General features: G+C 68.2%; 29 protein-coding genes and 1 tRNA gene. 18 read left to right on the top strand and 12 right to left on the bottom strand.

The genetic code is table 11. The features are described 5' to 3' along the window. Positions 1 to 436: 436 nt before the first annotated feature. From CLV67_RS01725 to CLV67_RS51655, 3 genes are all read right to left on the bottom strand, one after another. Positions 437 to 1,687, bottom strand: a complete 1,251-nt coding sequence (locus CLV67_RS01725; protein ID WP_106315346.1) for an XRE family transcriptional regulator — start codon at positions 1,685 to 1,687, stop codon at positions 437 to 439. Next, positions 1,629 to 2,411, bottom strand: coding sequence for a hypothetical protein (locus CLV67_RS01720; protein WP_106315345.1), 783 nt, complete (start codon positions 2,409 to 2,411; stop codon positions 1,629 to 1,631). The genes CLV67_RS01725 and CLV67_RS01720 overlap by 59 nt, the downstream gene beginning before the upstream one ends. A gap of 291 nt (positions 2,412 to 2,702) precedes the next feature. Continuing rightward, positions 2,703 to 2,918, bottom strand: coding sequence for a helix-turn-helix domain-containing protein (locus tag CLV67_RS51655; RefSeq protein WP_170153721.1), 216 nt, complete (start codon positions 2,916 to 2,918; stop codon positions 2,703 to 2,705). A 138-nt stretch (positions 2,919 to 3,056) separates the two neighbouring features. Here CLV67_RS51655 and CLV67_RS01710 point away from each other — a divergent pair. The 3 genes from CLV67_RS01710 to CLV67_RS01700 all read left to right on the top strand — a co-directional run bounded on the left by CLV67_RS01710 (position 3,057) and on the right by CLV67_RS01700 (position 5,417). Then, positions 3,057 to 3,131 (top strand) — tRNA-Gly (locus CLV67_RS01710). Between the two features lie 28 nt (positions 3,132 to 3,159). Next, complete coding sequence (locus CLV67_RS01705) at positions 3,160 to 4,503, top strand: putative antirestriction adenine methyltransferase (RefSeq protein WP_106315343.1); 1,344 nt, start codon at positions 3,160 to 3,162, stop codon at positions 4,501 to 4,503. Further along, positions 4,500 to 5,417, top strand: a complete 918-nt coding sequence (locus CLV67_RS01700; RefSeq protein WP_106315342.1) for a ParB/RepB/Spo0J family partition protein — start codon at positions 4,500 to 4,502, stop codon at positions 5,415 to 5,417. The genes CLV67_RS01705 and CLV67_RS01700 overlap by 4 nt, the downstream gene beginning before the upstream one ends. Positions 5,418 to 5,465: 48 nt before the next feature. Here the strand turns inward: CLV67_RS01700 and CLV67_RS01695 are convergent, their stop codons facing one another. Next, positions 5,466 to 6,011, bottom strand: coding sequence for a hypothetical protein (locus CLV67_RS01695; protein WP_106315341.1), 546 nt, complete (start codon positions 6,009 to 6,011; stop codon positions 5,466 to 5,468). A gap of 218 nt (positions 6,012 to 6,229) precedes the next feature. Between CLV67_RS01695 and CLV67_RS01690 the strand changes: the two genes are divergently transcribed. From CLV67_RS01690 to CLV67_RS01680, 3 genes are read left to right on the top strand one after another with little or no spacing between them, the layout of a single operon-like run. After that, the gene (locus CLV67_RS01690) at positions 6,230 to 6,823 is read left to right on the top strand and encodes a hypothetical protein (RefSeq protein ID WP_106315340.1); all 594 of its coding nucleotides are present in this window, start codon (positions 6,230 to 6,232) and stop codon (positions 6,821 to 6,823) included. Next, the gene (locus tag CLV67_RS01685) at positions 6,804 to 7,274 is read left to right on the top strand and encodes a hypothetical protein (protein WP_146168964.1); all 471 of its coding nucleotides are present in this window, start codon (positions 6,804 to 6,806) and stop codon (positions 7,272 to 7,274) included. The genes CLV67_RS01690 and CLV67_RS01685 overlap by 20 nt, the downstream gene beginning before the upstream one ends. Positions 7,275 to 7,277: 3 nt before the next feature. Then, on the top strand, positions 7,278 to 8,681 hold the full coding sequence (locus tag CLV67_RS01680; protein WP_106315338.1) for a terminase large subunit domain-containing protein: 1,404 nt from the start codon (positions 7,278 to 7,280) through the stop codon (positions 8,679 to 8,681). 5 nt (positions 8,682 to 8,686) lie between these two features. Here CLV67_RS01680 and CLV67_RS01675 read toward each other — a convergent pair whose 3' ends face one another. Together CLV67_RS01675 and CLV67_RS01670 are read right to left on the bottom strand one after the other, a co-directional pair. Beyond that, complete coding sequence (locus CLV67_RS01675) at positions 8,687 to 9,235, bottom strand: hypothetical protein (protein WP_106315337.1); 549 nt, start codon at positions 9,233 to 9,235, stop codon at positions 8,687 to 8,689. Beyond that, entirely contained in the window at positions 9,232 to 9,564 is a 333-nt protein-coding gene (locus tag CLV67_RS01670; RefSeq protein WP_106315336.1) for a PadR family transcriptional regulator, read from the bottom strand. The genes CLV67_RS01675 and CLV67_RS01670 overlap by 4 nt, the downstream gene beginning before the upstream one ends. Positions 9,565 to 9,663: 99 nt before the next feature. Between CLV67_RS01670 and CLV67_RS01665 the strand changes: the two genes are divergently transcribed. After that, entirely contained in the window at positions 9,664 to 11,343 is a 1,680-nt protein-coding gene (locus CLV67_RS01665) for a ParB/RepB/Spo0J family partition protein (protein ID WP_106315335.1), read from the top strand. Between the two features lie 123 nt (positions 11,344 to 11,466). Next, positions 11,467 to 12,153 carry a recombinase family protein gene (locus CLV67_RS01660; RefSeq protein ID WP_146168963.1) on the top strand — a complete coding sequence of 229 codons (687 nt, stop codon included), beginning with the start codon at positions 11,467 to 11,469 and terminating at the stop codon, positions 12,151 to 12,153. 159 nt (positions 12,154 to 12,312) lie between these two features. Here the strand turns inward: CLV67_RS01660 and CLV67_RS01655 are convergent, their stop codons facing one another. From CLV67_RS01655 to CLV67_RS51645, 6 genes are all read right to left on the bottom strand, one after another. Then, on the bottom strand, positions 12,313 to 12,612 hold the full coding sequence (locus CLV67_RS01655) for a hypothetical protein (protein ID WP_106315333.1): 300 nt from the start codon (positions 12,610 to 12,612) through the stop codon (positions 12,313 to 12,315). Next, entirely contained in the window at positions 12,609 to 13,439 is an 831-nt protein-coding gene (locus CLV67_RS01650) for a protein kinase family protein (protein WP_106315332.1), read from the bottom strand. The genes CLV67_RS01655 and CLV67_RS01650 overlap by 4 nt, the downstream gene beginning before the upstream one ends. A 91-nt stretch (positions 13,440 to 13,530) precedes the next feature. Next, positions 13,531 to 13,698: a hypothetical protein gene (locus CLV67_RS51650; RefSeq protein ID WP_170153720.1), complete on the bottom strand. Its 168-nt coding sequence runs from the start codon at positions 13,696 to 13,698 to the stop codon at positions 13,531 to 13,533. A gap of 9 nt (positions 13,699 to 13,707) precedes the next feature. Further along, entirely contained in the window at positions 13,708 to 14,820 is a 1,113-nt protein-coding gene (locus CLV67_RS01645; RefSeq protein ID WP_106315331.1) for a radical SAM protein, read from the bottom strand. Positions 14,821 to 14,894: 74 nt separating this feature from the next. Beyond that, positions 14,895 to 15,206, bottom strand: coding sequence for a hypothetical protein (locus tag CLV67_RS01640; protein ID WP_106315330.1), 312 nt, complete (start codon positions 15,204 to 15,206; stop codon positions 14,895 to 14,897). Positions 15,207 to 15,208: 2 nt separating this feature from the next. Further along, entirely contained in the window at positions 15,209 to 15,367 is a 159-nt protein-coding gene (locus tag CLV67_RS51645; protein WP_170153703.1) for a hypothetical protein, read from the bottom strand. Positions 15,368 to 16,436: 1,069 nt separating this feature from the next. Here CLV67_RS51645 and CLV67_RS01630 point away from each other — a divergent pair. From CLV67_RS01630 to lgt, 10 genes are all read left to right on the top strand, one after another. Further along, positions 16,437 to 17,045: a DUF2243 domain-containing protein gene (locus tag CLV67_RS01630; RefSeq protein WP_106315328.1), complete on the top strand. Its 609-nt coding sequence runs from the start codon at positions 16,437 to 16,439 to the stop codon at positions 17,043 to 17,045. Further along, entirely contained in the window at positions 17,042 to 17,902 is an 861-nt protein-coding gene (locus CLV67_RS01625; protein WP_203736951.1) for a cytochrome c oxidase assembly protein, read from the top strand. The genes CLV67_RS01630 and CLV67_RS01625 overlap by 4 nt, the downstream gene beginning before the upstream one ends. Positions 17,903 to 18,046: 144 nt before the next feature. Beyond that, the gene (locus tag CLV67_RS01620) at positions 18,047 to 18,310 is read left to right on the top strand and encodes a metal-sensitive transcriptional regulator (RefSeq protein WP_373873132.1); all 264 of its coding nucleotides are present in this window, start codon (positions 18,047 to 18,049) and stop codon (positions 18,308 to 18,310) included. Positions 18,311 to 18,416: 106 nt separating this feature from the next. Further along, complete coding sequence (locus CLV67_RS01615; RefSeq protein WP_106315326.1) at positions 18,417 to 18,725, top strand: rhodanese-like domain-containing protein; 309 nt, start codon at positions 18,417 to 18,419, stop codon at positions 18,723 to 18,725. Positions 18,726 to 18,760: 35 nt separating this feature from the next. Then, positions 18,761 to 20,155 carry an MBL fold metallo-hydrolase gene (locus tag CLV67_RS01610; protein ID WP_106315325.1) on the top strand — a complete coding sequence of 465 codons (1,395 nt, stop codon included), beginning with the start codon at positions 18,761 to 18,763 and terminating at the stop codon, positions 20,153 to 20,155. A gap of 19 nt (positions 20,156 to 20,174) precedes the next feature. Then, a complete protein-coding gene (locus tag CLV67_RS01605) occupies positions 20,175 to 20,762 on the top strand; it encodes a rhodanese-like domain-containing protein (protein WP_106315324.1) in 588 nt (195 codons plus the stop codon). 69 nt (positions 20,763 to 20,831) lie between these two features. Beyond that, positions 20,832 to 21,608, top strand: coding sequence for a sulfite exporter TauE/SafE family protein (locus tag CLV67_RS01600; RefSeq protein ID WP_106315323.1), 777 nt, complete (start codon positions 20,832 to 20,834; stop codon positions 21,606 to 21,608). 124 nt (positions 21,609 to 21,732) lie between these two features. Next, the gene (locus CLV67_RS01595) at positions 21,733 to 22,104 is read left to right on the top strand and encodes a rhodanese-like domain-containing protein (protein WP_106315322.1); all 372 of its coding nucleotides are present in this window, start codon (positions 21,733 to 21,735) and stop codon (positions 22,102 to 22,104) included. A gap of 41 nt (positions 22,105 to 22,145) precedes the next feature. Beyond that, positions 22,146 to 23,531, top strand: a complete 1,386-nt coding sequence (locus CLV67_RS01590) for an MBL fold metallo-hydrolase (protein ID WP_106315321.1) — start codon at positions 22,146 to 22,148, stop codon at positions 23,529 to 23,531. Between the two features lie 501 nt (positions 23,532 to 24,032). Further along, positions 24,033 to 24,899, top strand: a complete 867-nt coding sequence (gene lgt / locus CLV67_RS01585) for a prolipoprotein diacylglyceryl transferase (protein WP_106315320.1) — start codon at positions 24,033 to 24,035, stop codon at positions 24,897 to 24,899. Positions 24,900 to 25,029 lie beyond the last annotated feature (130 nt).

The raw sequence follows: 25,029 nt of genomic DNA, 5'->3' as shown, positions 1-25,029 counted from the left end.
CCCAAATGTGTGGTTCGTAGGGTCATGTACGTCGCTCTAGTCCTTCGTACTGACTCAGGGAGGGTGAATCTGTGCAGGACGACTGGTTAAGCGAAGCGCTGCGTAAGCGTCGCAGGAGCGCGGCCTGGACGCCGCACCGTCCCCTGACGATGCTGGCCAGCCAAAGCGTCGACCCGAAGGCCATGCAGCACATTGCCGAGCACGAAAGCGTGAAGACGCTCTACGACAAGTACATCTACCCCACGCGGCCTCAGTGGCAGCTGTCGCCACAACGATCGGCACCCTACTGCCTTCATCCCGTACGGCTGCCTAGCGCCGAACGGAAACGGGCGGCGAGCGTCATGCTCGCCGCCCGTCAAGTAACACGGTTCGGTCTAGGGCTTGGTTTCAGGACCCGAACAACATCCTGCGGCCGCACGTGGGCGCCAAGCTGCCATCACGACTTCGCCGGGGTGCTAACCGTTCCTCGGCGGCGTGTCATTCGCTCATGCTCCAGATCCACCACATTGACTAGGGGCAAGTCTGGAGTTTCGTCGACACCGACGTAAAGACTTATCATCTCAACGCTGAAGTCGATCTCTTCGGCTAGCGTTTCGAGGGTCAAGCCCTTCTTCCTTGCTAGCTCCAGCGCCCGCTTCAGTAGAACCGGCTGCTCCCCGCTGTAGCGAGAAACTGGTTCGGTCTGGATGATTCCTGCTGAGCGAAGATCGGCTAGCTTTTGCCAAGCGCGGCGATATGGTACATCACGAAGCAGGCCGAGTTCCCTGCTTCGATACAGTAATGCGTCTACAGAAACCCCCCACAAAGTTTGCAATCGCGCGTACTGACTGAAGTCGACCCTAGTCGGCAGGCTCGCCGAGATTGAAGCGGTTGGCATTAGGAACTCGGCAGCGAAAGCGTTCGCCACACGCTCATGCTCTGGGTCCCCCGGCTGCGCCTCACCGTGCATCACTAGGTGTCCCAGCTCGTGCGCAGCAGAGAATCGGTGATGATATACGTCGTCTTTGTCGGACGACAGCACCACGACTGGCCGCTGTAACCGCGAGGTTGAGAAAGCCTTGACTCGCTCGGCCTCCGAGAAAGGCATGACGGCGACAACGATCCCCCTGGATTCCAGCAGGCGAACCATATGCGGCACTGGTTCAGTGCCCAAGCCCCATCGACGCCGGACTGCCCGCGCCGCCGCAGCGGGGTCCTCTGGCACGTCGGGCACCACCTCGCCGCCCAGCCATCCCGGAAGGTCGGGGGCGGGAAGCCGGACCCACTGTTCTAGAGCGTGCGTCGCCTCCCAGATTTGAGCAGCGAAGGCTGCGGCACGCTCACGTTCGTAGGATCGTGTCGAGCGCAAGCTCCGAAAGTGTGCCATGGAAACGTCAAGGATGGCTCGGGGGCGCCCACTTCGGAACGCAAAGAAGCGGACGGGAACGGCAAGTACCTCGGCCAGCCTCATAACGAGGTCTGGCCGAGGCTTAATGGTTCCCGACTCGTATTGGCCAATCGCGGCAGCAGAAACCCCGACCCTGTCGGCAAGCGCCCTCTTTGTGAGGGCAGCCAACTGGCGAGCCTGAGTCAACCGCGCTCCGTCGAACATCTCACTTGAGAGTCCGGCTTGATTGGCGATTTTTTCATCAAACAGCGTTGGAAGATTCGTTACCTTCTTCGTCGTCCGGTCGCTCGGGGTCTTCATAGTATGTTTCCTTTATATTTTCCCCCGCATCGGCGTCTTCCTCATGCAGGTTGAGGTCGACGTCCGGCTCAGGGCGAGAATCGAAGCTCTGGAGGCTCTCGGCTATTGCGTTCCGAGTGAGACTAAGATCTCCCGCTAGGGCGTTCTCAAGAATGATCTCCTCTTCATGATTCCAATGCATGTGCCCGTCCGGGTACAGCTCAACGTCGCCCAGAATCACTTTCAGGAGGCCGGCACGCGGATTGGAGGCGTAGGCAACCAGCACCGCTTTGGGGTCGGTGGAAAGCAGCTCTTCTGGAGTAGGGCCCTTGATGGCGGGACCCCCGTCTTCACCCTGAGATGCGAAGTCGATCCACATTTGGGCGCGATCCCTGCTCGCGGTTCGCGCCGCGAAGAGATCTTGCCTGAACTGGGACACAACTTTCACCGGAACATCATGGTGGTGGACCGTAGCGGCGTTCCCGAAGCACCACGGGTAGATCAACCGACCGTCGACCATCGCGTATGGCCGCCCGTAGAAGGACACGACGGAAGCGCCGAGAGAAGTCCTCAGCGCGTAAGCAACCGCGTCCAGCCCGTAGTAGTAGCGAGCCGTGCCGTAGACCGGCGGCTTCTTGAACTTGCTAGCCGCGAACTCGTTCGCCGCCTCCTCGTTGGAGACGGAGAGGCCGAGTGCAACCCCCTTGCGCAAGCCATCTGCCAGCTGTCCAAAGCAGTCGTCCACCCAAGATGACAACCTAACCCCCAAGTCCCAACTTCAGCGCTGGTCGCGCCTCAAGCATGATGGACTTTAGTTTTCGACAACGCAAGCGCCTCCCTACTTTGGCCCGTGGACTACTGCGCTGTCAAGATCAGTAAATCTCATGATAGTTACCTGTTTAAGGAGCCCATCGCTGGAGGGCTTGAAGCGCGATGTTCAAAAGGCGACAAGGTCTGTAGCCCTCTGGGCTTGGCGGCTACTTGAGTTGTGGCCGGCGTTGATAGGCGTGCCGTCGGTGGTGCGTCGAGCCAGCCACTAGCGTCGCCGTCGGCCGTTCGGTGTGCCGACCAATGCCGGGACGGACTGGTAGGCGCTGGCGAGGTCGTCGTCGGTGAAGCGCACGAACCGACCGAGCTTCTGGTGCGAGATGCGCCCCCTGGAGACCCAGTGCCGCAGCGTCGTGTCGGCGATGCCCAGTTTGGCGGCGGCCTCGGCGTACGTGTACTTCTGCTCCACGGCGCTCCCCGTCATGTATGTCGTGCAATGTAACTGTGACCTCACTTTAATACAGCGCGGCACGCAGCGGTACGCCCCGACACAAGCCATTGGCCAGCTATTGTGTCGTTCGCCTGTGCGGTTACTATGGACACTGCTCACATACATGTTTGCGCGCTGGAAGTGCTGCTGGTGGCACACCGCCGTACCACGGCGGAGGCCCAGGTTCGATCCCTGGCCGGCGCTCCACAGCCCGGCCACACGAGAGGTGGTGCGGGTGTTCCACGGGTCAATCCCCAGCGACCTGCGGTCGATCATCTACGAGCACGCCGACGGCTGGCCCGCCACGGACCTGTATGTCGGTTGCTCCGGCAACTTCACCATCGAGCGGGTGCTGCACAGCCGTCCCGGCGAACAGCGCCCGATCCACGGCAACGACGTCCAGTCGTACTCGAGCGCCCTCGGCTGGTGGCTCGCCGGTCAACCACTGCCTTACACGCTCAACGACGCCGGCGGCGAGCACCTGGCCTGGCTGGAGCCGTACCTCCGCACTGACACCGACCTGCTGGCCAGCCTGATGCTCGGAACCCGGTTCCTCCAGTACGTCGGCCGGTCCGGCGTCTACTACGAGCGGATGATGCGGGCGACGATCGGCCAGTTCCCGACGATGCACGCCAGGACCGTCGGCAAGCTCGAAGCCCTGACGACCCGGCTCGCCTCTTACTACTGCGGCGACGTCCGCGAGTACCTGGAGACCGTCGTCCCGGCCGACGCGCCCGTGGCGATGTTCCCGCCGTTCTACGCCGGCGACTACGAGCAGCAGTTCGCCAGCATCGACGACTTCTTCGACTGGCCGGCGCCGGAATACGACACGCTCGACGAGGACGGCAAGGAGCAGATCATCGGGGCGGTGCTCGACCGGCCACACTGGATCCTCGGGCTGCACATCGCCCGCGACGAGCTGCGGCCGTGGCTGCGTGGTGTCGTGCAGACCAGCAACCGTGGCCTGCCGATCTACGTGTACGCCAGCTCGGGCGCCCGCCGGATCGTCGCCCCCGTCCAGCAGGTCGCCCCGATCTTCATGCCGAAGATCGGGCCCACCGACGAACTCGGCGACACAATGGCGATCCACGTGCTCACCGGCGGTCAGTTCTCCGGGATCCGGTCCCAGTTCATGTCGAAGACGATCCTGCCCGGCTCGCCGCTGCTCGCCTGCGGGGTCAGCGTGGCCGGCAAGCTCGTCGGCGCGTTCGCCTACCTGCCACCGAAGTTCGACCCGAGTACCGCCTACCTGATGAGTGACTTCCCGGTTTCCTGGAGCCGGTACCGGCGCCTCGCGAAGCTGATCGTGATGGCCGCCGCCTCCCGAGAAGCGCAACTACTGCTCCAGCGGTCGCTGTCGAAGCGGCTCACCGGCTGGTCCACCACGGCGTTCACCAACAACCCGAACTCGGCGAAGTACGGCCGCGGCATCCCCGGGGTGCGCCTGCAGAAGCGCACCGAGCCAGCGGCCGACAAAATCCACCGGTTCCAGCTCCAATACGGCGGCCCGCTCGGCGGCTGGACCCTCAACGAGGCGCTCGCCGAGTGGAAGCGCCGCCACGGAAAGGACGCCCGATGACCGACGCCCAGGAGCCGCTCAACCTGCGGTACGGGATGGTCGACCCGCGCACTCTGACCCTGCTGGAGGTCAATGCCCGGTTCATGCGCAAGGAGACCTTCGACCGGCTCGTGGCGAACGTCCGCAGCGACGGGGCGCTCACCTCGGCGGTACTGGTGTGGGACGACACCGCCAGAGACCGCAGGGTGGTCCTCTCCGGTAACCACCGCACCATGGCCGCCATTGAAGCCGGCCTCCCGGAAGTTCCGGCGATCTTCGTCGATCAGGAACTCACCCGGGCCCGGCAGGTGGCGTTGCAGCTGTCCCACAACGCCATCGAAGGCGAGGACGACCCGGCCACGCTCAAGGCGCTGTACGAGGAACTGGACGACGTCGACTGGCGGGCCTACTCCGGCCTCGACGACAAGCAACTCGACCTGCTCGCCAAGGTGGACCTCGAAGGCCTGTCCGAAGCGAACCTCGACTTCGCCACGGTGATGCTCACCTTCCTGCCACTCGAACTGGACGCAGCACGCGCCTCTTTCGACGAGGCGAAGAAGCTGGTGCAGGCCGACGCACGGTGGATGGCGGCCTACCGCGACTACGAGCCGACCCTCGACGCGCTCGGCACCGCGCACGCCGCGGCGAACGTCGGCAACGTCGCCACCGCCCTCGGTCTGATCCTCGCCGTGTTCGAGCGGCACCTGGACGAGCTACGCGAGGGCGTCTGGTACGACCCCGAGACCACCGAACCGATCGGCAACGCGCACCGGCTCGTCCCGATCGAAACGATGCTCGGCACTCGCACCATGCCAGCCGACGCGGCCGCCGTTGTCACCCGTGCCGTCGACAAGCTCGTCCGCGATGGCGACGTTCCAGCGGACCAGCGGTGGCGTGCCCTGGAACTGCTCGCCGCCCACTGCCAGACGGAGTGAGAGGTGCCTGCCTTCACGCTCTCGACGCAACAGCGGGCACCTCTTGGCTCAACCGCCGAAGGAGAACGGTTCGATCACTGGCTCCAGCACACAGTCGAAAGTCAGTTCCGGCTGCACGTAAGGCTGAAGAGGAAGGATGTGGCAATTCCAGCGCAAGGTCCACGCCTGATCGGGAGTGAACGCCACCTGGGAGTAGCGATCGTTCCAGTCGAACTCGACGACCTTGGCGCTGTAGTTGTGCACGTCGCTCTTGTGCACATAACCGAGGAAGCTGAATCGCACGTTGACGTAGAGCCACCCGTCCGAGCCACCCGAACCGTCAGTAGTTACCGAATCAAGATCGGGGTCAGCCACGTCGATCGTTACGTCTTCAGCCCAGAAGCCAGGCCTGCCGATCTCGCCGAAGTCGAAGGTACGGCTACCGGCCCTTCTGCCGGTGAGCTCCTCGCATGCTGCCTGGATTGCCTCATTAAGGAGGTCGTCCTGCGAGGGTTCCCACTCATCGGCACCGGCTGGACGCAGGAGATGCAATGCCTTGGCATAGCTGATTCCCTTACGTTTCGCCACTCTCTTGGCCATGTAGTCACGGCTCATGGTGCTTGCCCACAATCTCGGCGGATCCCACGCGACCACCGGATTGGATGCAGCACGGTGGTGGGAATCTGCGTGACGATCGCCTTGTCCCTCTGTGTCACCGCGTCGTGCGTGGCCGACATGCGACAGGAGAAACCGGTGGCGCAGAAGCCACCGTGCTCCTCATTCTACGGCTGGGGCTACGTTCGTCCAACTCTGGTTCGCTGGAGGGGGTGATTGTGGACGAACCAGCACTGCTTCCCTGGGACAGGCAGCCGAAAGAGTCTGATCGGGCCTACTCGTACTTCGCGATCTACCGCGACATGGGCCGAACCCGCACCGTCGCGAAGGTCGCCACCGAGGTCCACAAGTCCCGGGATTACCTCCACAAGCTGGCCAGCCAGTGGAGGTGGGTGCACCGTGCCCGCGCGTTCGACACCGAACAGGACCGGCTGTACGGCGAACTCCTCGGCGAACGCCGCAAGGACATGGCCGAACGGCACGCGCGGATCGCCGCGGCGCTGCAGGGGAAGATCGTCGCCCGCCTCCAGTCCCTCGACGCGCAGAAGCTCACCCCCAGCGACATCGCGCGGTGGCTGGAAGTCGCCACCCGGGTCGAACGCCTCGCCTTGGGCCTGCCCGACTCGACGACCGCGCACACCGGCCCCGACGGCGGCCCCATCCAAGCCGAAGTCGCCGAGATGCCCGAAGACGCCCGCGCCGCCTTCTTCCGCGCGCTGGTCGCCGAAGCGCAGCAGCGCGCCGGCGTGCACAACGGCCGCGAGTCCGGCGACGACGACGAGGAGGAACCCGATGAGCCGCCGAGTCCGTAGAGGCCCCCGCACCCGCCGGGCCACGTTCCGGCACCGCCGCCCGGCCGCGCCCGGCCGATTCGTTGCCACCGCAGCCGTGCCGGCACGCCCGGTCCTCGAGGAAATGGTGGCGCTGCCTGCCCCCGTCGCGTCCCACCCGCCGACACCGCTCGGCGGCGGCGACTACCCGTGCCGGTGCTGGACGTGCCGGCAGGCGTGGCAGCCGCACGACGTGCGCCGCCGCACCTGGAAGCACGCCTTCTGGTGGTCGGTGTTGTGCGGCAGCTGGGCGGCCGTAACCGGCGTGGTCGCCGTGCAGGGGTGGCGGATGCTCGGCCCGGCCTCGATCTGCCTGCCGCTGATCCTGGCGGTGGTCCTCGCCGGTCTCGTCCTGGTCGCCGTCGGAGACGTCAAGGAGACGGCCGCCGGGCCTGCCCCGGACGGCGCCGGCCCAATGCAGCTGGGGCTCTGAACCGTGACGCTCGCGTACCCGGACCCGCGGCTGATGACGGATGCGGAGCTCGCCGCCTACCTCCAGGCGGCGACCGACGCGATGGAACAGCTGCGCTTCGACTGGCCGCGGCACGCCCGGCTCGAGCAGCTGGAACCGCACCGCGCCTACCGCATCTGGATGCTGCTCGCGGGCCGCGGCTTCGGGAAGACCCGCACGGGCGCCGAGACGGTACGCAAGTGGGCCGAGGGTCGACCCGGCGGCCACTACGCGGTGATCGCGAAGACCCACCGCGAAGTGTTCAACGTCTGCTTCAACGCGCGCCGGGCCGGCCTGCTCGCCGTGATCCCGCCGAGGCTCGTGCGGACGTTCAACAAGAGCGAGCCGTACCTGGAGCTGACCAACGGGGCGATCATCCGCGGGTTCGGCGCACAGGACCCGGACACCCTGCGCGGCTACGACTTCGACGGTGCCTGGCTCGACGAGTACGCGGCATGGCCGGTCCAGTCCGCGCAGGGCGTGTTCGACATGACCTGGTTCTGCCTCCGCGAGGCACAGGACCCGCACATGGTCATCTCGACGACCCCGAAGCCGCTGCCGCACGTGAAGAAGCTGCTCACCCGCGCAGCGAAGCAGGCGGCACGAAAGACCCGACCCCGCGTCGTGATCACCCGCGGCCGGACCCTGGACAACGCGGCGAACCTCTCCGCCGAAGCACTCGAAGAGCTGATGGAGCAGTACGCCGGCACCCGGCTCGGCCGGCAAGAGCTGAACGCCGAAATGCTCGACGACGTCGAGGGCGCGCTGTGGAAGAACGCGTGGATCGAAGCCGGCCGCGTCGACAAGGACGACGTGCCGAAGCTGGTCCGGACCGTGGTGTCGGTCGACCCGGCGGACACCGTGTCGGAGACGAGCGACGAGACCGGCATCGTCGCGGTCGGTCGAGGCGAGGACGGCGACCACTACGTGCTCGCGGACCGGTCGATGCGGATCGCCGGTATGGCCGCGGCCCGGCGGATCTGGCAGTGCTACCTCGACGTCGACGCGGACCTCGTGATCTACGAAGGCTCGTCGGCGTGGATGCGGGACATCCTCGTCGACGCCTGGGCCATGATGCAGAAGGAAGGCCTGCTACCCGGCGGTGACCCGCCGCTGGATGTGGTGCAGGCCCGCGTCAGCAAGCGGGTGCGCGCCGAACCAGTTGCCGCGCGGTACGAAGTCGAGCCGCCCCGCGTGCACCACGTCGGCGCGTTCCCGCAGATGGAGGACCAGCTGACCACGTGGACTCCGGAGTCCGGGGACTCGCCGGACCGCCTGGACGCGCTGGTGCACGGCGTCACCTACCTGCGGTCGAAGGAATCTCGCCGGGCCACCGTGGCGTCGCCCCTGGCCCGGGCCCGCCCCGTCGGAAGGGCGGGCCCGCGGTGACGGGCTCAGGAATCGCCGTTCGACGAGACGATTGGCGGGATCTGACCCGGATCGCCGTGGAAGAGCGCAGCCTCGGCGCTGACATTGCCCTGGCCCTTGACCTGTACTGCCAGCGGAATAATCACCTTGGCTTTCACCGTGTCTGGCGCCGGGACGGCTCCCTGGTTCTTGCTGCGTGCGCGCATCTCGGCAAGGTCGTTCAGGAAGAACGCCGATTTTTTCTCGTTCCAGCTGATGACCCGACTCAGGAAATTGGAAAGCCCCACGAGTAGCTGGGTGTACTTGGTCGTGAGTTGCCAGCGTTGGTAGCGCCACGTGGCGCCGCCCATGAAGCGGACGGCCTGGCCCAGCTTGGTCAGCTTGCCGGGCACGTCATCGATGACGGCCGCCCATTCCTCAGCGAGGATTTCGGCCGTATCCAGATCGCCGAGCGACCAGAGCCTGGCAGCCCGGGGGATCAGCTTCTTCGCGAGCCACGGGGAGAGGTCGCAGAACTCGTTGACGAGCAGGCTGAGGACCACGGGGATCACGACGATGAGCCAGATCTGGTTCACGCGAGTCCTCCGCCGAAGGCCGGCCGCAGCGTGGCGCGGGTCTGCGGCGTGCGCCGCTCGGCGATCAGGGCGCGGGCGCTGGGAACCGCCTCGCCGGTGAGCCGGTAGTACCGGCGTCGCGGTTTGTTGGGCTCGGCGGGGCGGTCGTCCCACCGGGCGGTGACCCAGCCCATGTCGGTGAGGCGCTCCAGGATCTTGTAGACGGTCGGTCCGGCCCGGCCGGTGGTGCTGATGATCGCCCAGCCGTGCAGCTCGTCATCTCCTGCGTCGAGGAACGCCTGCACGACATCGAGGAAAGGAGCGGTTATCCGCTCCGGCTGTCGTGTCATGCCTTAAGTGTACTAGGTGAAACAGACCTAGGTGAAATAAGCGTCTTGGCAGCTCAAGCGGCTGGAATCGACTGGCGCATAGGTGATCTTAAATGTAGAATGAATGTATACAGCAAACTGCTGTTCACGTGGAGAAGGAGCAATACCATGGCTGACGCAGCCACCATTGAGCGCCCCGGCGAGACCGCCGAGGAAGCTGCGGTTCCCGCCGTCCGGGAGCCCCACGTCACCACCTCGGCCGAGCAGTCGAGCGCCGCCCCGGAAGGCGGCGGGCCCTACCTGGCCTGGATCGACCCGCGCGACCTGCTGTCGCACCCGAACAACCCGCGCAAGAACCTCGGTGACCTCACCGAACTGAAGGCGTCGATCGCTTCGGTCGGCGTCGTCCAGGCCCTCACCGTGTTTCCCGACGCGAGCGGCTACCGCATCCTGGCCGGATGGCGCCGAGCCAATGCGGCCGCGCAGGTCCTCGACGACGGGAACTGGCCGGCCGGCAAGCGGGAAGCCGTGCCCTGCCTCGTTGACCCCGACGCCGCCGGCGGCGAGCTCGACCAAATGGTGTCGATGCTGGTCGAGAACGACCAGCGCGTGGACCTGACGCCCACCGAGCGGGCCAAGGCGTACGCGCAGCTGGAGTTGTTCGGGCTCGACCCGAGCATGATCGCCAAGCGCGTCGGCCGGAAGGTTGAAACGGTGCAGGCGAGCCTCAAGCTCGTCAGGCTCGGTGACGCCGCACTGAAGGCTGCCGACAACGGTGAGCTGGATCTGCGGGACGCCCACCGGATGAGGCAGTTCGACTCCGACCCGGATGCGATGGACCGGCTCATCCGGAAGATCGGCAATTCGTGGTCGCTGCGTCATCAGCTGGACGAGGAGGAGCGCCGGGCAAGGGTTCGGCAGGATGAGCAGCGGCTGTACAAGGAGTTGGCCGCTGCCGGCGTCAACGTCATCAGACGGCCCAAGGGCTGGCCGTACGACTGCAAGGCCGCCTCAGTCTCGTCGCTGCGGACCGCCGACGACGAGCCGATCGATGTCAACGAAGTGAAGGCTCAACCCGGCTTCGCCGGGTTCGTCGACAAGGACGGCTCCTCGGCCGCCGCGATCATCGTCTGCCTCGACCCGGAGGCGCATGGATACAAACGGCGCGGCAGCACCAACTACAAGACCGCGGAGCAGTTGGCGGAGGCGCAGGAGAAGCAGCGCCTGCACGGGGAGCTTGAGCAGAGGATCACCGATGCCCAGGAACTCCGCGACCAGTTCATCATCCGCACGTGGGGCAACGCGAAGTCGACTAAGCCGCTGCTCGTGGAGGCGCTACGCCAAACGGTGGCGAAGCCGGATGCGCTCCGGCGTGGTGACGAGGAGCTGATCCGAGGGCTTGCCGGCGGCGACATCCTCGACGTCAACGGCGCTGGGGCGGACCGGCTCAACCGCATCCTCATCGCGATGTGGCTCGCCGCCGAGGCCGACAACCTTGCCGACGCCATCAACGGCCGATACGGCAACGACAAGCGTCGGGCGCTTGCGTTCCTCGACAGGTTGCTCGCCAACGGGTACGGCTTGGCCGAGGTGGAGACCGAGGCGCGCGAACGGCTCGTCAAATGGGTGGAGAACGACGACGCGGAGAAGGCGCGGCGTGCCGCGGCCGAGAAGGCGCGCGAGGAAGCGCCGGCGGTTGACGCTATCGACCCGGCTGTGGCGGCGGCGATCGCCGCCGATGAAGGCGTCGACGAGGACGAGGACTTCGACGACGAGGACGACTTCGACGAGGAGGAGTGAGCGGCTGACGCTGGTCGACGTGCGGCGCGGTTCCCCTGCCCGGGGTGCCGCGCCGCCGGCGTTTACGGCATGATCGAGGCTTGATGCGACGCAATGACACTGCGACCGTCTAGGAGGTTCGTCGTGACGACGCCGAGACTGCTCCGAGCAACCTGCCCCGACTGCGGTGTCACCCGAGGCGAGACCCACACGCAAACCTGCCTGACCGTCGAATGCCTCCACACCGGGATGCCCCGAGCCAGCTGCCACAGCGAGCACGCCCCGCCGCTCGACCACGACTGCGGAAACGCCACGTGGGACGGCCGGTGGCCAGGCCATGACGAGTGCCGAGACTTCGGCTGGCACATCACCTGGGACCCGGCCACCGAGGCGTGGGTGCGGTGCAACTCCGACGTGCCAGGCTCCGGCCCCGACCTCGGCCGGCTCCGCGAGCAGGCCATCTGGAACTCGCAGAACCGCACCTGGAGACAGCGTCGCGCTGTCCTCTACGGCCGGCCCCGCTCCGGCGGCCGCGCCACCACCGAAGGCGCCGCCGCACACCTGCGCGGCTGGTGCACCAGGCGGGGACTGATCGTCGTTGCCGAGTACGGCACGGCCGGGCACGCCGAACTGTGCTGGCAGGCCGTCCTCGAGGACCTGCGCGCCGCGCACGCCGACGTGGTGGCCGTGCACGCCGTCGACGCGCTCGGCCCAACCCCGCAGCAGGTGTCCGCCCGGGCCCGAGCCGTCGAAGCCCTGGGCGCCGTGATCGTCGGGCCCGGCGTCCGGTTCGACCGGGCTGGCCTCGTCACCGGAACCACCGCGGCGTGAGCCGGGAAGAGGACGACGGCACGGTCTGGTGCCAAGGCGGGTGCGGACGTGCCCTGCACTCGGTGACGTCCCGGTACACCGGATACGGCCCGACGTGCTTGAAGAAGGTGCTGGCCCGACCAGCGCGGAGACCGGAGACCCGCGGCCAGATGGAGCTGTTCACACCCCGCGCTGGCTGACCTTCTTGACGGGCTTCTTGCCGGAACCGGCTGACGAAGTCGCTGCGTCAGCCGAGCTCGGTGTGGCAGCGGGGGTCCCTCCGGCCAGAGTGAGCAGGTACCGCTCAGCCTGAACCTGATCCTGGTGTGCACCGCAGCCGACAGTGTCCGTGCGGTCCCGCCAGCTATGCCACCTGGTCACCCCGTCGATGGTGCCGGAGCTGACGTAACCGATGACCGTGGAGCCCTCCCAGACCGCGATCCGGTCCGACTCGCCACCGGGCTGTGACGCTGTGCTCATGCGCTGCGTGGTCCGGCGGCGGATGGCGGCATCCCGCGGTAGGAGCTCCAGCGGGCGGACGCGTCAACCAGCTGCTTCGTCCACGGATCAGGATCAGTGCCACCGTGCGTAGCCCACATCACGGCGTTCGCTGCCGCGAAAGCCGTGACGCCCGCTACCGGCGCCGTCTGCCAGGCGGGCACTTGCTCCGCCCACCACTCGGCCTCCTTCGGCTCGTGGCCGGCGACGATGAGCCACGTCACCAAGTAGGCGGGGTTGAGCCAGTCGGCGCCCCTGGTCGCCCACCCCCAGTCGACGATTCGAGCCCCAGAGCCGCCCACGATCACGTTGGCCGGGTTGAGGTCGGTGTGCAGCAGGGTGTTGCCACCGAAGTAGTGCAGATTTGCTTCGTCGGTGAATGCGGACAGCCGCTGTTCCGCCTGCCGTAGTTCGATGTCCGGGCACGGAATCTCACCGATCCGCGCGACGAGTCGAGCGACATGAGGCAGGTCGATCGAGTCGGGCGCGTAGTCGGCTTGATGGCCGTGCAGAGCGTCGAAGAGCAGAACGTCCCAGCCGTCCTCGACGATGCGGGCGATCAGTGGGGCACCGACGTCCGCCACGAACGGTGCGACCTCAGCCTCTCGCGCCTGGGTCCAAACCCAGCGGTGCTCGGTCGGCAGTGCCTTGATGAAGTACCGGCGGGTGGCAGTCCGCAGTACCGCGGCAACGGCACTGTTCAGCCCTTCGCTGGCCGATTCGGCAGAGGAGACGGCACCGATCGCGTCCGCTACGCGGTTGCGGACGGTGCGTGGGAGTTGCCAGTAGTCGATGCGGGTGTGAGACAAGGTTGGGGTCCTCAACGGCGGGGAGCGCCCCGGGCCGCCACGCCCATGGCGCGATGGCGGTCCGGGACGCTCAGCTAGTGCTGGCGGATGGTCAGTTGTACGGGTTGTCGTCGCCGCAGCCGCGCTGGTTGCCCGCGGAGATCTGATCGACCGTGGTGATGACGATCCCGGCCGGCTCCGCCGTGCGCGACTTGGGCGAGGCGACGGTCGGGGCCGCGGCCGGCTCGCGGCGGGTGATCTGAACCTGAACTGCGCTCATGGTGTCCTCCTAGTTCCCGTGCTGGCAGTAGTAACTGAGTGGAGCCTCCGCCTCCTGGTACACCTTCGCCATGGGGCGGCATACCCGGCAGGTGGATGAGAGCTTGCAGCCCGTACATCCGCCTGTGCGAAGCATCTGGGCGTCTGCGATCGCGGGCAGACGCAGCAGCCCCTCGGGGCCTTCGGCAACGAGGTTGATCGGGTTCTCCCGACCGACCTTGCACATCGTGGCGTTGCCGTGCGGATCGACGTGGAAGCTGGTGTGACCGGCCGGGCAGCCCTGGAAGATCGAGGACTTGTCCAGGTATCCGGGAGTCTGCGCGTCCAGCGTGGAGCCGCTACCGGTGTAGGTCGGTGAGATCGACCCGAACTCGTTGGCGGGGAAACCAAGGTCCCGCACCAGGACGCGCATCTCGTCCAGCTCGGCGATGTTGTGCTTGGTGATGATGATCGTGACCTCGACAGGCAAGCCGGCTGCTGCGGCCGCGACGAGACCCTTGTACGTCAGCTGGAACGCGTTCTTGGTATTGGTCAGCGCGGCGGCGGTCTCGGCGCTCGCCCCGTACAGCGAGACGACGATCTTGTGGGGTCGGCGGCCCACGAAGATGTCGAGGATGTCGGGTCGAGCCAGTCGGGAGCCGTTGGTCAGAACCTCGACCATCATCCCGGCGTCGTGGGCTGCCCGGTACGACTCGGCGAAGTGCGGGTCGATCAACGGCTCGCCGCCGGTGATCTGGAACCACAGGACGCCCATGTCGCGGAGCACGGCCAGCGTCTGGAGCTTCTGGTCCAGCGTCATGCCGGCGAACGGTCGCTGCTCCAGATAGCAGTGCTCGCAGGAGAAGTTGCAGCCGAGGTTGATCTCCCACGACGCCCGGCTGTATGTCACCGGCAGCGTGGAGGGTTCCCGAACCATGAGCACGTCTCGAACCGGCCGATCCCGGAAGTCCATCGCCCACGCCTGAGCGGCAGCGTCCGCGAACCAGTCTGGAACGGCGCCGTCCTCATCGGCGAGGTCGGCGAGCGCGGCGTAGAAGGCCGCGGGCAGTTGCATTGCTGCGTCATGGCCAGGTCGTACGGCGACGAACTGGTCCTCCTGCGGGCTGATGATCGCCTGGAACACCGGGAGACCTCCTTCGAGGGGTGGGCCCGCCTCGTGCACGGGGGAACACGAGGCGGGAATTCCTGGGCCCGCGCCTACGATGCGGGCGGCGGAGGGTAGTCGTGTGCCTCGATCAGCGCGGTCAAGCCGTCGGGGTCGGACGCCTGGAACTGGCGGTGGCCGTCGTGCACTGTCCAGCGGGACGCCACGTAGACCGCGGCGTGGCAGCGGCCACCTACGGTCCGCTCGCTCTGGAACCAGATCAGCCAGCCGGGGAACCGCAGCGCGAGCTTGTCGCAGTTATCCAGGGTGCCCTCTGGCCACTGCTCGGTGGCAGCAAGATTCTGTCGGGTCTGCCGCATTGCCTCCGCCGACTCCGGCTTGGTGAGCGGACGCAGCGGCGGCATGGTCACGACCCGAGTTCGGCCGGAAGGGCGGCCCGCGGGTCGTGGATGAACCGTCGGATTATCGACGGCCCATCGGAGTAGCCCAGATCGGCCACGGCGAGGTCGTAGTAGGACCAGCACCGGACGTCGAACGCCGAGCCCGATCCGAGCTCGACAGCCAAGCCCACGACTGCGGGCTGGCATGGCCACGGCACGTTGCAGGCGCGGCAACGCCAAGACGGCCGTTCTGCGGGGTGACCTTCCGGCCATGCCAGCCTCGGTCTAGTAGGTGCGATGAGGGCCTTCACGGCCGGCCCCTCAGAAGAGAGGCGCGAGAGAGGTTCTGCTGCTGGCGGCGACTGCACCGTGCCGCCTTAGCGCTGGGAAAAGCCATTGCTGCCTCCGGTAGCCGTCCCGGTTCGGTACAGATCTTGTTCGGTACCGTGCAAGTTACATACAGATCGCTTCTGGCACTGTTCCTAAATCTGGAACAGTGCCAGACTGGCACCGTAATGGCGAAGATCACAAGGCAGTGCGGGAAGGTAATTTCGCCGACACGAGCGATGGAGACCATCTATGCAGGTAGGCGGCCGCTCAAACGGGTGAATCTCTCTGCCCCTGCTCCCGCCTAATGCCAGCCGGTGGGACCTGCCAGGCGAAGGCGGAAGGGGATGCAACCTTGGAACACGCGTGGATATCTCGAATAATGAGTGCCCTCAACGCCTCGCTCCGCATTCCCAGCCGGGTGATCTGCGTGTGCGGCTCCGTGGCAACGGCACCCGCGCGAAGTGCTCGAATGCCGAGCCAGCGAGGTTTCCGGTCCATGCGGCTGTGTCGAGTTGTGACCCGACATGCGCCGCTCGCGGCACCCGCGGCGGCTCCCTCCCAGGCGACCTCGCGTCGTGCTCGTGCGGTTCCCGTGCTGCTGCGATGAGGGCGCCTGGCGGCCACATCGCAGCCATGCTGATCGACGGCTCCACTCGCAGGTCACCGCACGCCTCACACGTATTGAAGAGCTACCCGCCGCGGTGTACTACCGGCAGGGTCGCCGCGGCCTGAACGCCAACGACGCCCGGGAGGGCCAATACGGCAGCTCAGTCACGAGCGTGCCGTCCCTGCGGCCACTTCTCTGAAGCCCCGCCCGCCCATGGTTGCGGCATATGGAACGCGGGGAGCGTGCGGCATGGCGGGAACTGGAGGGGGTATCCAGCGTGATGGCGGTGCGCCGCGTCGCCGAGAGGGGGTTATCTGATGGCTGCAACTACGTCCGGTGAGACTGCGGGCAGAGTCGATCATGGCGGCACGAACAGGGCGCCAGCCTCAAGCTGGTTCAGTCGGTCGCATCAGCCTGCGGAGCGTAAGAGGGGCGGGATCGGTCTGCCTGGCGTCATCCTGGGTGTCGGCCTCGGTGGTTTCCTCGACGGGATTCTGTTGCATCAGCTGTTGCAGTGGCATCACATGCTGACCAGCACGGACACCGATCGCGTGGGGATCAAGTACTACTCGGCGGATACGGTGCCGGGGTTGCAGATGAACACCGTCTGGGACGGGCTGTTCCATACCGCTACCTGGCTGTCCGTGCTGATCGGGCTGGGCCTGCTTTATTCGCGGATCACCACCGGCCGTGCCCGGCTGTGGGCGTCACGCGCGTTGTGGGGCTGGATCCTGGTCGGCTGGGGCCTGTTCAACCTGGTCGAGGGTGTGGTCGACCATCACATCCTCGGCATCCACCACGTGCACGGCGGCCCGTACCAGCTGTGGTGGGATCTGGGCTTCCTCGCCCTCGGTGCGGTGCTCGTCGCCGGTGGTTGGCTGCTGCAGCGCGGCGCCCCCGCCCACGACCACGCCGACCAGGTGTGAACCACGCGCACAGCCCCGACGGCGGCCTGCTGTTGTTGCTCGTCGTGGTCGCCGCGGTCGGCTACGACGTGCTGGCGACGGTGAGCCGCCGGCCCTGGCCCTGGTGGCGCACCGCGCTGTTCCTCAGCGGTTGCGCCCTGCTCGTCGCGGGGCTCACCCCCGCCGGGTGGCCGTGGCCGGCTGGTGACTTTCGCACCCACATGGTGCAGCATCTGCTTGTCGGCATGCTGGCACCGCTAGCGCTGGTCCTCGGCGCCCCGGTGACCCTGCTGCTGCGCACGCTGCCGCGGCCGGTGGGCCGGACGGTCGGCCGGTTGCTGCGCACGCGGGTCATGCATGTAGTCGCCCATCCGGTGACGGCGTTGATACTGAATCTGGGCGGGCTCGCGGTCCTGTATTTCACGCCGTTGTATGTGGCGACGGTGCGGGATCCGGGACTGCATCTGCTGGTGCATGTGCATTTCCTGCTGGCCGGGTATCTGTTCGCCTGGGTGGTGGCTGGTCCTGATCCGGCGCCGCGGCGGCCGTCGGTGCCGGCGCGGCTGGTCGTGCTCGGCGTGGCCATCGCGTTTCACGCGGTGCTGTCGCAACTGATGTACGCCGGCGCCTACGTCGATTTGCCGGTGCCGGCGGTGCAGCGGCAGGGCGGGGGCACCCTGATGTACTACGGCGGCGACATCGCCGAGCTGCTGCTCGCGGCGGCTCTCGTCGCGGGTTGGCGGCCGCGTCGCAGGCGACAACAAGGCTCGCGTGAGCCCGCCGGCGAGGCCGCATCGCACGCTTCACGCCGGACAATGCCGGCACGCACCCGCAGGCCCGAACCGATGCCGGCCGATCATGCTTCCGCGGTCCGCTGACGCGTCGTGGCGGTAGGCCGCGAGCGTCTGGTCACGGTGCCGAGGGCGTCGAGCAGAGGTCCTGGGGTGCGATGCGGGTCACCGCCCGGCCCGAACTGATACCCCTGGGGGTATATTGGGTTGTGGAGGTGGGTACTCGTGGAGATGAGTCCGGTCCTGCTCAAGGACGCGTTGACCCGGCTGAAGCGGGCGCAGGGGCAGCTCGGCGCGGTAATCTCGATGATCGAGAACGGTGAGGACTGCAAGCGGGTGCTCACCCAGTTGTCCGCGGTGTCCAGCGCCGTCGACCGGGCAGGCTTCAAAATCATCGCCACGGGTATGCGGGAGTGCCAGGCCGCCCGCGGGCGCGGCGAGGAGCCGCCGATGAGCGAGGAAGAGCTGGAGAAGCTGTTCCTGTCGCTCTCCTGATCCACCCGAGGTGATCGCCCCGCAAAGGGCGGTGGGCTCGGCGAGACCTTGACCGTATTACGCCTTTCGCATACCCCCTGGGGTATGCACTGACGGGAGTGGCGACATGACTGTGCGACAGATTCAGGTGGAAGAGTTGCGCCGCGACGGCACCGGCGGGGTGCTGCTGGATGTCCGCGGCCCCGGCGAGTACGCCGATGGTCACCTCCCGGGCGCGGTGAACGTGCCCCTCGACCAGTTGGACGCGGTCGCCGCCCGGTATGCCGGCCAGGACGTGGTGACGGTGTGCCAGTCCGGGGCCCGCAGCCTGACCGCCGCGCAGCTGCTGGATGCGGCCGGTGCCCGGGTGCAGTCCCTCGCCGGTGGCACCGAGGCCTGGCAGCGGGCCGGGCACCCGGTCGAGACCGGCCGCTGAACCCGATCCGCCTTCGAACGAGGAGATGAGAACACGTGACTGAGCTGAGTGTGGAGGTCGTGCAGACCTCGTCCCTGGGTGACCGCAGCTACCTGGCCCACGACGGGCAGGTCGCGATCGTGGTGGACCCGCAACGTGACATAGACCGGATCCTGGCCCTGGCCGGCCGGCTCGGCGTGCGGATCACCCACGTCGCCGAGACGCACTTGCACAACGACTACGTCTCCGGTGGCCTGGCCCTCGCCCAGCTGACCGGCGCCACCTACCTGGTCGCAGCAAATGACGAGGTCGGCTTCGAGCGGCGGCCGGTGGCCGACGGTGACGAGGTCAGCGTGTCGGCAGGGATGGGGCTGCGGGTGGTGGCCACGCCCGGGCACACCTTCCACCACCTGTCGTACATCCTGGACGACACCGACGGGCCGGTCGGGGTGTTCACCGGCGGATCGCTGCTGTTCGGCACCACCGGGCGCACCGACCTGCTCGGCAAACAGCACGCCCACACCCTCGCCGAGCACCAGCACAGCTCGGTGCGGCGGCTGGCCGACCTGCTGCCCGACGGCGCGCAGGTGTGGCCGACCCACGGCTTCGGCAGTTTCTGCTCCGCCACCCAGTCCGACGCGCCGGAGTCGACGATCGGCCGGGAACGCACCGCCAACCCGGCGCTGCGCCTGGAGACCGACGACTTCGTCGGCCAGACCCTGGCCGGGCTGGACGCCTACCCGGCGTACTACGCGCACATGGGCGCCCGCAACACCGCCGGCGCGGACCTGATCGACCTCACCCCGATCGCCGCCGCCGACCCGGCGGAACTCGCGACCCGGATCGCGGACGGCGAGTGGGTGGTCGACCTGCGCTCGCGCAAGGCGTTCACGGACCGGCATCTGGCCGGAACCCTGAGTTTCGGTCTGGACGGGCCGATGTCGACCTGGCTCGGCTGGATGGCCCCGTGGGGTGCACCGATCACCCTGCTCGGCGACAGCGAGCAGCAGGTCGCCGACGCCCAGCGCGAACTGGCCCGCATTGGCATCGACCGGCCCGCCGCCGCGGCCACCGGCAGCCCCGAGCAGTGGGCCGGCGGCGACGACACCCGCCTGACTCAGCTCACCACGGCCACCTTCGCCGACCTGGCCGCCGCCCGCGCCGGCACCCCGCCGCACGGTCTGCCGGGCGTCGACGTGCTGCTCGACGTGCGGATGAGCAACGAGTGGCGTACCGACCACATCGACGGCGCCGTCCACATCCCGCTGCCCGACCTGCCGCACCGGCTCGCTGATGTGCCCGCCGGCACCGTCTGGGTGCACTGCGGCTCCGGCTACCGCGCGGCGGCCGCCACCAGCCTGCTGCAACGGGCCGGCCACCGAGTCGTGCACATCGACGACGCCTACCCGACCGCCGCCGACGCCGGCCTGCCCATTGTCCCCGGAAACTGAAACAGGAGCACCGCACCCGATGACCACGCCCACCAGTACCCCCGCCGCCCTCGACGTCCCCGCCCTGCAGCACCTGCTCGCCACCGGCCACACGCCGCGGCTGATCGACGTGCGCACCCCGGCCGAGTTCGAGACCGCGCACATCCCCGGCTCCTACAACGTGCCGCTCGACCTGCTACGCGAGCACCGCGACGAACTGCGCAATCACCTCGACGAGCAGGTCGTGCTGGTCTGCCGCTCCGGGCAACGCGCCGGCCAGGCCGAGCAGGCCCTCGCCGGGGCGGGTCTGCCGAACCTGCGGGTGCTCACCGGCGGCATCGCCGCCTGGCAGGCCGCCCAGGCGCCGGTCACCACCGGCACACCCCGCTGGGATTTGGAACGGCAGGTCCGTCTGGTCGCCGGCAGCATCGTCCTGCTCGCGGTGCTGGCCAGCACCTTGTTCGAGCCGGTGAAGTGGGTGGCCGCATTCATCGGCGCCGGCCTGACGTTCGCGGCGCTGAGCAACACCTGCGCCATGGGCATGCTGCTGTCCAAGCTGCCGTACAACCGTGGCCCCCGCACCGACCTCGACCAGGTCGTCACCGCCCTGACCGGCGACCGGCGGTAATCCGATGCCGGGTCTCCGCGCCATCCGCTTGCGGCCTGCTTCGGGTCGGCCGCAAGCGGATGGGCCTACATGATCGCGGCGGTCGGGTTCGGTGCCCTGATCGGGGTCCTGCTGGGCCTGCTCGGCGGCGGCGGCTCGATCCTCGCCGTACCCGCCCTGGTCTACGGCGCCGGCCTGAGCCTTGCCGCGGCCGTGCCCACCTCGCTGCTGGTGGTCGGCATCTCGTCGGCCACCGCCCTGCTCCCGCGCTTGAGGGCCGGGTTGGTGCAGTGGCGCATCGCCGGGATCGTCGGCGGCACCGGCGCCGCCGCGGCGTTCGCCGGTGCCGCCGTCAACCGGCTGCTCGACCCGCGGCTGGTTTTGGCCGGTTTCGCCGTGCTGATGGTGGTCGCCGGGTGGCGGATGTTGGGCGGCACCGACGACTCCGGCGGCGACTGCGCCCTGCCCGGCGGCGGTATCAACTGGCGTGGCTGCCTCCCCAAGTCCATCGCCGCGGGCCTGGGCGTCGGCTTCCTCACCGGCCTGTTCGGCGTCGGAGGCGGCTTCCTCATCATTCCCGCCCTGGTGCTGCTGCTCGGTCTGAGCATGTCGGCCGCCGTCGCCACCTCGCTGGTCATCATCGTCGTCAACTCGGCCGCCGGATTCGCCGCACACGCCGGCGACACGGCCATCGACTACCGCATCGCCGCGGCGTTCACCCTCGCCGCCGTCACCGGCTCCCTCGCGGCCGGCCGGATCGCCGGCCGGCTGCCCACCCGGCGGCTGCAACGCGCCTTCGCCTGGCTCGTCATCGCCATCGCCGCGTTCGTCGCCATCCAGGCGATCATCAACCCCGTCACGGCCTGACCCGCGCTTCCCCGCGTTGCGGCGCACACCACAACTGTCTTCCTCAGATACCCCCAGGGGTATCCGATAGGAAAGGTGCCAGGCCCGCACCTGCCACTCCACTCAAAGACCCAAGGGGATTCCGATGCCCGTAGCCGCGCTGCTCACCAAGCTGTTCCGCAAGCCGTACCGGTCCGTGGACCCGCAGCAGGCCGCCGCGCTGATCGCCGACGGGGCAGTGCTGCTCGACGTCCGCGAACCCGCGGAGTGGCACGCCGGGCACGCCCCGCGGGCCCGGCACATCCCGCTCGGCCAGGTCGCCTCCCGCCTCGCCGACGTGCCGGCCGACCGGCCCGTGATCACCGTCTGCCGGTCCGGGGCCCGCTCCCGGCAGGCCGCCGCCCTGCTCGCCCGCGACGGCCGGCAGGTCCACGACCTCACCGGCGGCCTGCGCGCCTGGACCAGCGCCGGGATGCCGCTGCAGGCCAAGGGCGGCCGCCCCGGCCGGCTCGCCTGACCCACCCCGAGACCCCACCCCACCGACCACCGGAGTTGACCATGCTGTTCACGCAGTACTACCTCGACTGCCTGTCGCAGGCGTCGTACCTGATCGCCGACGAGACCACCGGCCAGGCGGTGCTCGTCGACCCGCGCCGCGACATCGGCGAATACCTCGCCGACGCCCGCACCCACGGGCTGAGCATCGTCGGGGTCATCAACACCCACTTCCACGCCGACTTCCTCGCCGGTCACCTCGAAGTCGCCGCGGCCACCGGCGCCTGGATCGGCTACGGCCAGCGCGCCGACACCGAATACGAGATCCGCAAACTCGCCGACGGCGAGCGCATCAGCCTCGGCGACGTCACCCTGCAGATCCTGGAAACCCCCGGCCACACCCCGGAGTCGATCAGCGTGCTCGTCTACGAACACGCCACTGACACCGTGCCGCACGGCGTGCTGACCGGCGACGCCCTGTTCATCGGCGACGTCGGCCGGCCCGACCTGCTCGCCTCCACCGGAGTGACCGCCGACGAACTCGGCCGGATGCTCTACGACAGCGTGCAGCGCAAACTCATGGCTCTGCCGGACGAGGTGCGGGTGTTCCCCGCCCACGGCGCCGGATCCGCCTGCGGCAAGAACCTGTCCACCGAACGACAGTCCACCATCGGCGAACAGCGCCGCACCAACTACGCCTGCGCCCCGATGAGCGTCGAGCAGTTCCTCACCCTGGTCACCGCCGGACAGCCCACCGCCCCCGGCTACTTCGCCTTCGACGCCGCCCTCAACCGCCAGGCCCGCGACCTGTTCGACCACACCACCGGCCCGCAGGCGCTGAACGTCACCGACTTCGCCGCCGCCCGCGCGGCGGGCGCCATCGTCATCGACGCCCGCGACCCGCACGACTACGCCGCCGGACACCTCAAGGGTGCGCTGAACATCCCGGCCGACGGCCGGTTCGCCGAGACCGCCGGCACCGTCGCCCAGCCCGGCGACACGCTGCTCGTGGTCGCCGACCCGGACCGTGCTGAGGAGATCGTCATCCGCCTGGCCCGCATCGGCTTCGACCGGGTTCTCGGCTACCTGGGCGAACCCGAGACCGCCCTGCCGCAGATGGCATCCGACCTCACCCGCGCCAGCCGGGTCACCGCCGCCGACCTGCGCACCGCCCTCGACAGCCCGCAGCCACCCGTGATCCTCGACGTCCGGACCGCCGGCGAACGCGAGAACGGCGCGATCGACGGCTCGGCACACATCCCCCTGGCCGAACTGCCCCGCCGCCTCACCGAGATTCCCGACGACCGGCCGGTCGTCGTGCACTGCGCAGGCGGCTACCGCTCGTCGGTCGCCGCGAGCCTGCTGCGCACCACCGGCCACCCGGACACCTCCGACCTGCTCGGCGGCTACGCCGCCTGGCAGCTCACGGCCGCGCCCGCCGCGGTCTGACCCGTCACCGCCAGACGTGCCGTCGCGTCACCGCTGCGGACGGACGGCGCGGGGCGCGGGCGAGCAGGTAGACGGCCAGCGGGGCGGCGGCAGCCGAGGTGCGATGCCGGCCAAGGCCATGCCCGAACGGCGACCGTCGATTCTCACGGTCCCGTTGCGGCTGCCCGCTCTCGGCTGCTTGTGGAGGCAATGGGAGCTTTGAGCAGCGACCGGAGGAGGACGGCAACCGGCGCGGTGGCGGCTCTCACGAGCAGGTCGCTATCGCTGCTACCGCAACGCCCACCGGCTTCGGGATCGTGCGGCGGCCTCCGCGTGTGACGCCCGATCGGCCTCGCCTGTCGTTGCCGTGTCACCCGGCCGCGGCTGTTCCATCGGTCGTCGCGAGGCTCTTGCGCCTGGCCGGACCCGGACGCTGTGTTGAGGGGGCCGCCGTCGATACTGGGCGGTGATCGCTCCCGGTGGCGGGACCGGCAGATACCGCGAACGCGGGTGGAGGAATCGATGAGTCTCGCCTACCTGCCCAGTCCGTCGCAGGGGGTGTGGCACCTGGGCCCGTTCCCGGTGCGGGCGTATGCGCTGTGCATCCTTCTGGGTATCGTCGTGGCGGTCGTGATCACTCAGCGACGCTGGGTTGCGCGGTCGGGTAGGGCCGAGGACGTCATCGACGTCGCGGTGTGGGCCGTACCGTTCGGCATCATCGGTGGGCGCTTGTACCACGTGATCACCGATCCGCAGCTGTACTTCGCGCCAGGCCGGAACCCGATCGCGGCCCTGTACGTCTGGCAAGGGGGCCTCGGGATCTGGGGGGCCGTTGCGCTCGGTGCCGTCGGTACCTGGATCGGCTGCCGCCGGCGCGGCATCTCGCTGGCCGCGTTCGCCGGTGCGGTGGCCCCCGGGCTGGTCCTCGCCCAAGCGATCGGCAGATGGGGCAACTACTTCAACCAGGAGCTCTTCGGCGGCCCCACCACCGTGCCCTGGGCGCTGCTCATCGATCCCGGCAACCGTCCCGCCGGCACCCCCGACGTCGCCCTCTACCACCCCACCTTTCTGTACGAGTCGCTGTGGTGCGTGGGGATCTTCTTCCTGCTCATCTGGGCCGAGAAACGATTCCGGCTCACCGGCAGCCGGGTCTTCGCGCTCTACATTGCCGCCTACACCCTGGGACGGGTCTGGGTGGAGTCGTTGCGGGTCGACGACGTCAACCACATCCTGGGTCTGCGGCTCAACGTGTGGACCTCGATCATCGTGTTTCTCACCGCGGTGGCTTTCCTGATCGCCTCCCGCCAGTCTGGGCGACCGGCGACCGATCCGCCGGCGGCGCTGCCCGCCGAGGATAACCACAGCAGCGAAGCGGGCACCGGCCGATGAGAACGAAGTAGTTCCTGGTGCGTGCGCCGGGTGTCCGAGAGGACGGGCGGCGAGCCCACGACGCTCACGCCTTTGAGCCAGGCTGGGCCCGGCTCGGCCGCCGGCCCTGGTGGCGGACGAAGCTGGTGTG

This window comes from Actinoplanes italicus, from assembly GCF_003001815.1.
Classification (GTDB): Bacteria; Actinomycetota; Actinomycetes; order Mycobacteriales; family Micromonosporaceae; genus Actinoplanes; species Actinoplanes italicus.
Note: the sequence above shows the minus strand (reverse complement) of the source record. Positions and strands in the feature narration are given on the sequence as shown.

Bases quoted from the DNA above. Each gene is read 5' to 3' on its own strand.
- CLV67_RS01700 (WP_106315342.1), top strand. From the start codon at position 4,500: ATGACCGACGCCCAGGAGCCGCTCAACCTGCGGTACGGGATGGTCGAC.
- CLV67_RS01615 (WP_106315326.1), top strand. From the start codon at position 18,417: ATGACTGTGCGACAGATTCAGGTGGAAGAGTTGCGCCGCGACGGCACC.
- CLV67_RS01620 (WP_373873132.1), top strand. From the start codon at position 18,047: ATGAGTCCGGTCCTGCTCAAGGACGCGTTGACCCGGCTGAAGCGGGCG.
- CLV67_RS01630 (WP_106315328.1), top strand. From the start codon at position 16,437: ATGGCTGCAACTACGTCCGGTGAGACTGCGGGCAGAGTCGATCATGGC.
- CLV67_RS01605 (WP_106315324.1), top strand. From the start codon at position 20,175: ATGACCACGCCCACCAGTACCCCCGCCGCCCTCGACGTCCCCGCCCTG.
- lgt (WP_106315320.1), top strand. From the start codon at position 24,033: ATGAGTCTCGCCTACCTGCCCAGTCCGTCGCAGGGGGTGTGGCACCTG.
- CLV67_RS01725 (WP_106315346.1), bottom strand. From the start codon at position 1,687: ATGAAGACCCCGAGCGACCGGACGACGAAGAAGGTAACGAATCTTCCA.
- CLV67_RS01600 (WP_106315323.1), top strand. From the start codon at position 20,832: ATGATCGCGGCGGTCGGGTTCGGTGCCCTGATCGGGGTCCTGCTGGGC.
- CLV67_RS01595 (WP_106315322.1), top strand. From the start codon at position 21,733: ATGCCCGTAGCCGCGCTGCTCACCAAGCTGTTCCGCAAGCCGTACCGG.
- CLV67_RS01665 (WP_106315335.1), top strand. From the start codon at position 9,664: ATGAATGTATACAGCAAACTGCTGTTCACGTGGAGAAGGAGCAATACC.
- CLV67_RS01655 (WP_106315333.1), bottom strand. From the start codon at position 12,612: ATGAGCACAGCGTCACAGCCCGGTGGCGAGTCGGACCGGATCGCGGTC.
- CLV67_RS51655 (WP_170153721.1), bottom strand. From the start codon at position 2,918: ATGACGGGGAGCGCCGTGGAGCAGAAGTACACGTACGCCGAGGCCGCC.
- CLV67_RS01685 (WP_146168964.1), top strand. From the start codon at position 6,804: ATGAGCCGCCGAGTCCGTAGAGGCCCCCGCACCCGCCGGGCCACGTTC.
- CLV67_RS51650 (WP_170153720.1), bottom strand. From the start codon at position 13,698: ATGAGCGCAGTTCAGGTTCAGATCACCCGCCGCGAGCCGGCCGCGGCC.
- CLV67_RS01670 (WP_106315336.1), bottom strand. From the start codon at position 9,564: ATGACACGACAGCCGGAGCGGATAACCGCTCCTTTCCTCGATGTCGTG.
- CLV67_RS01640 (WP_106315330.1), bottom strand. From the start codon at position 15,206: ATGCCGCCGCTGCGTCCGCTCACCAAGCCGGAGTCGGCGGAGGCAATG.
- CLV67_RS01695 (WP_106315341.1), bottom strand. From the start codon at position 6,011: ATGAGCCGTGACTACATGGCCAAGAGAGTGGCGAAACGTAAGGGAATC.
- CLV67_RS01590 (WP_106315321.1), top strand. From the start codon at position 22,146: ATGCTGTTCACGCAGTACTACCTCGACTGCCTGTCGCAGGCGTCGTAC.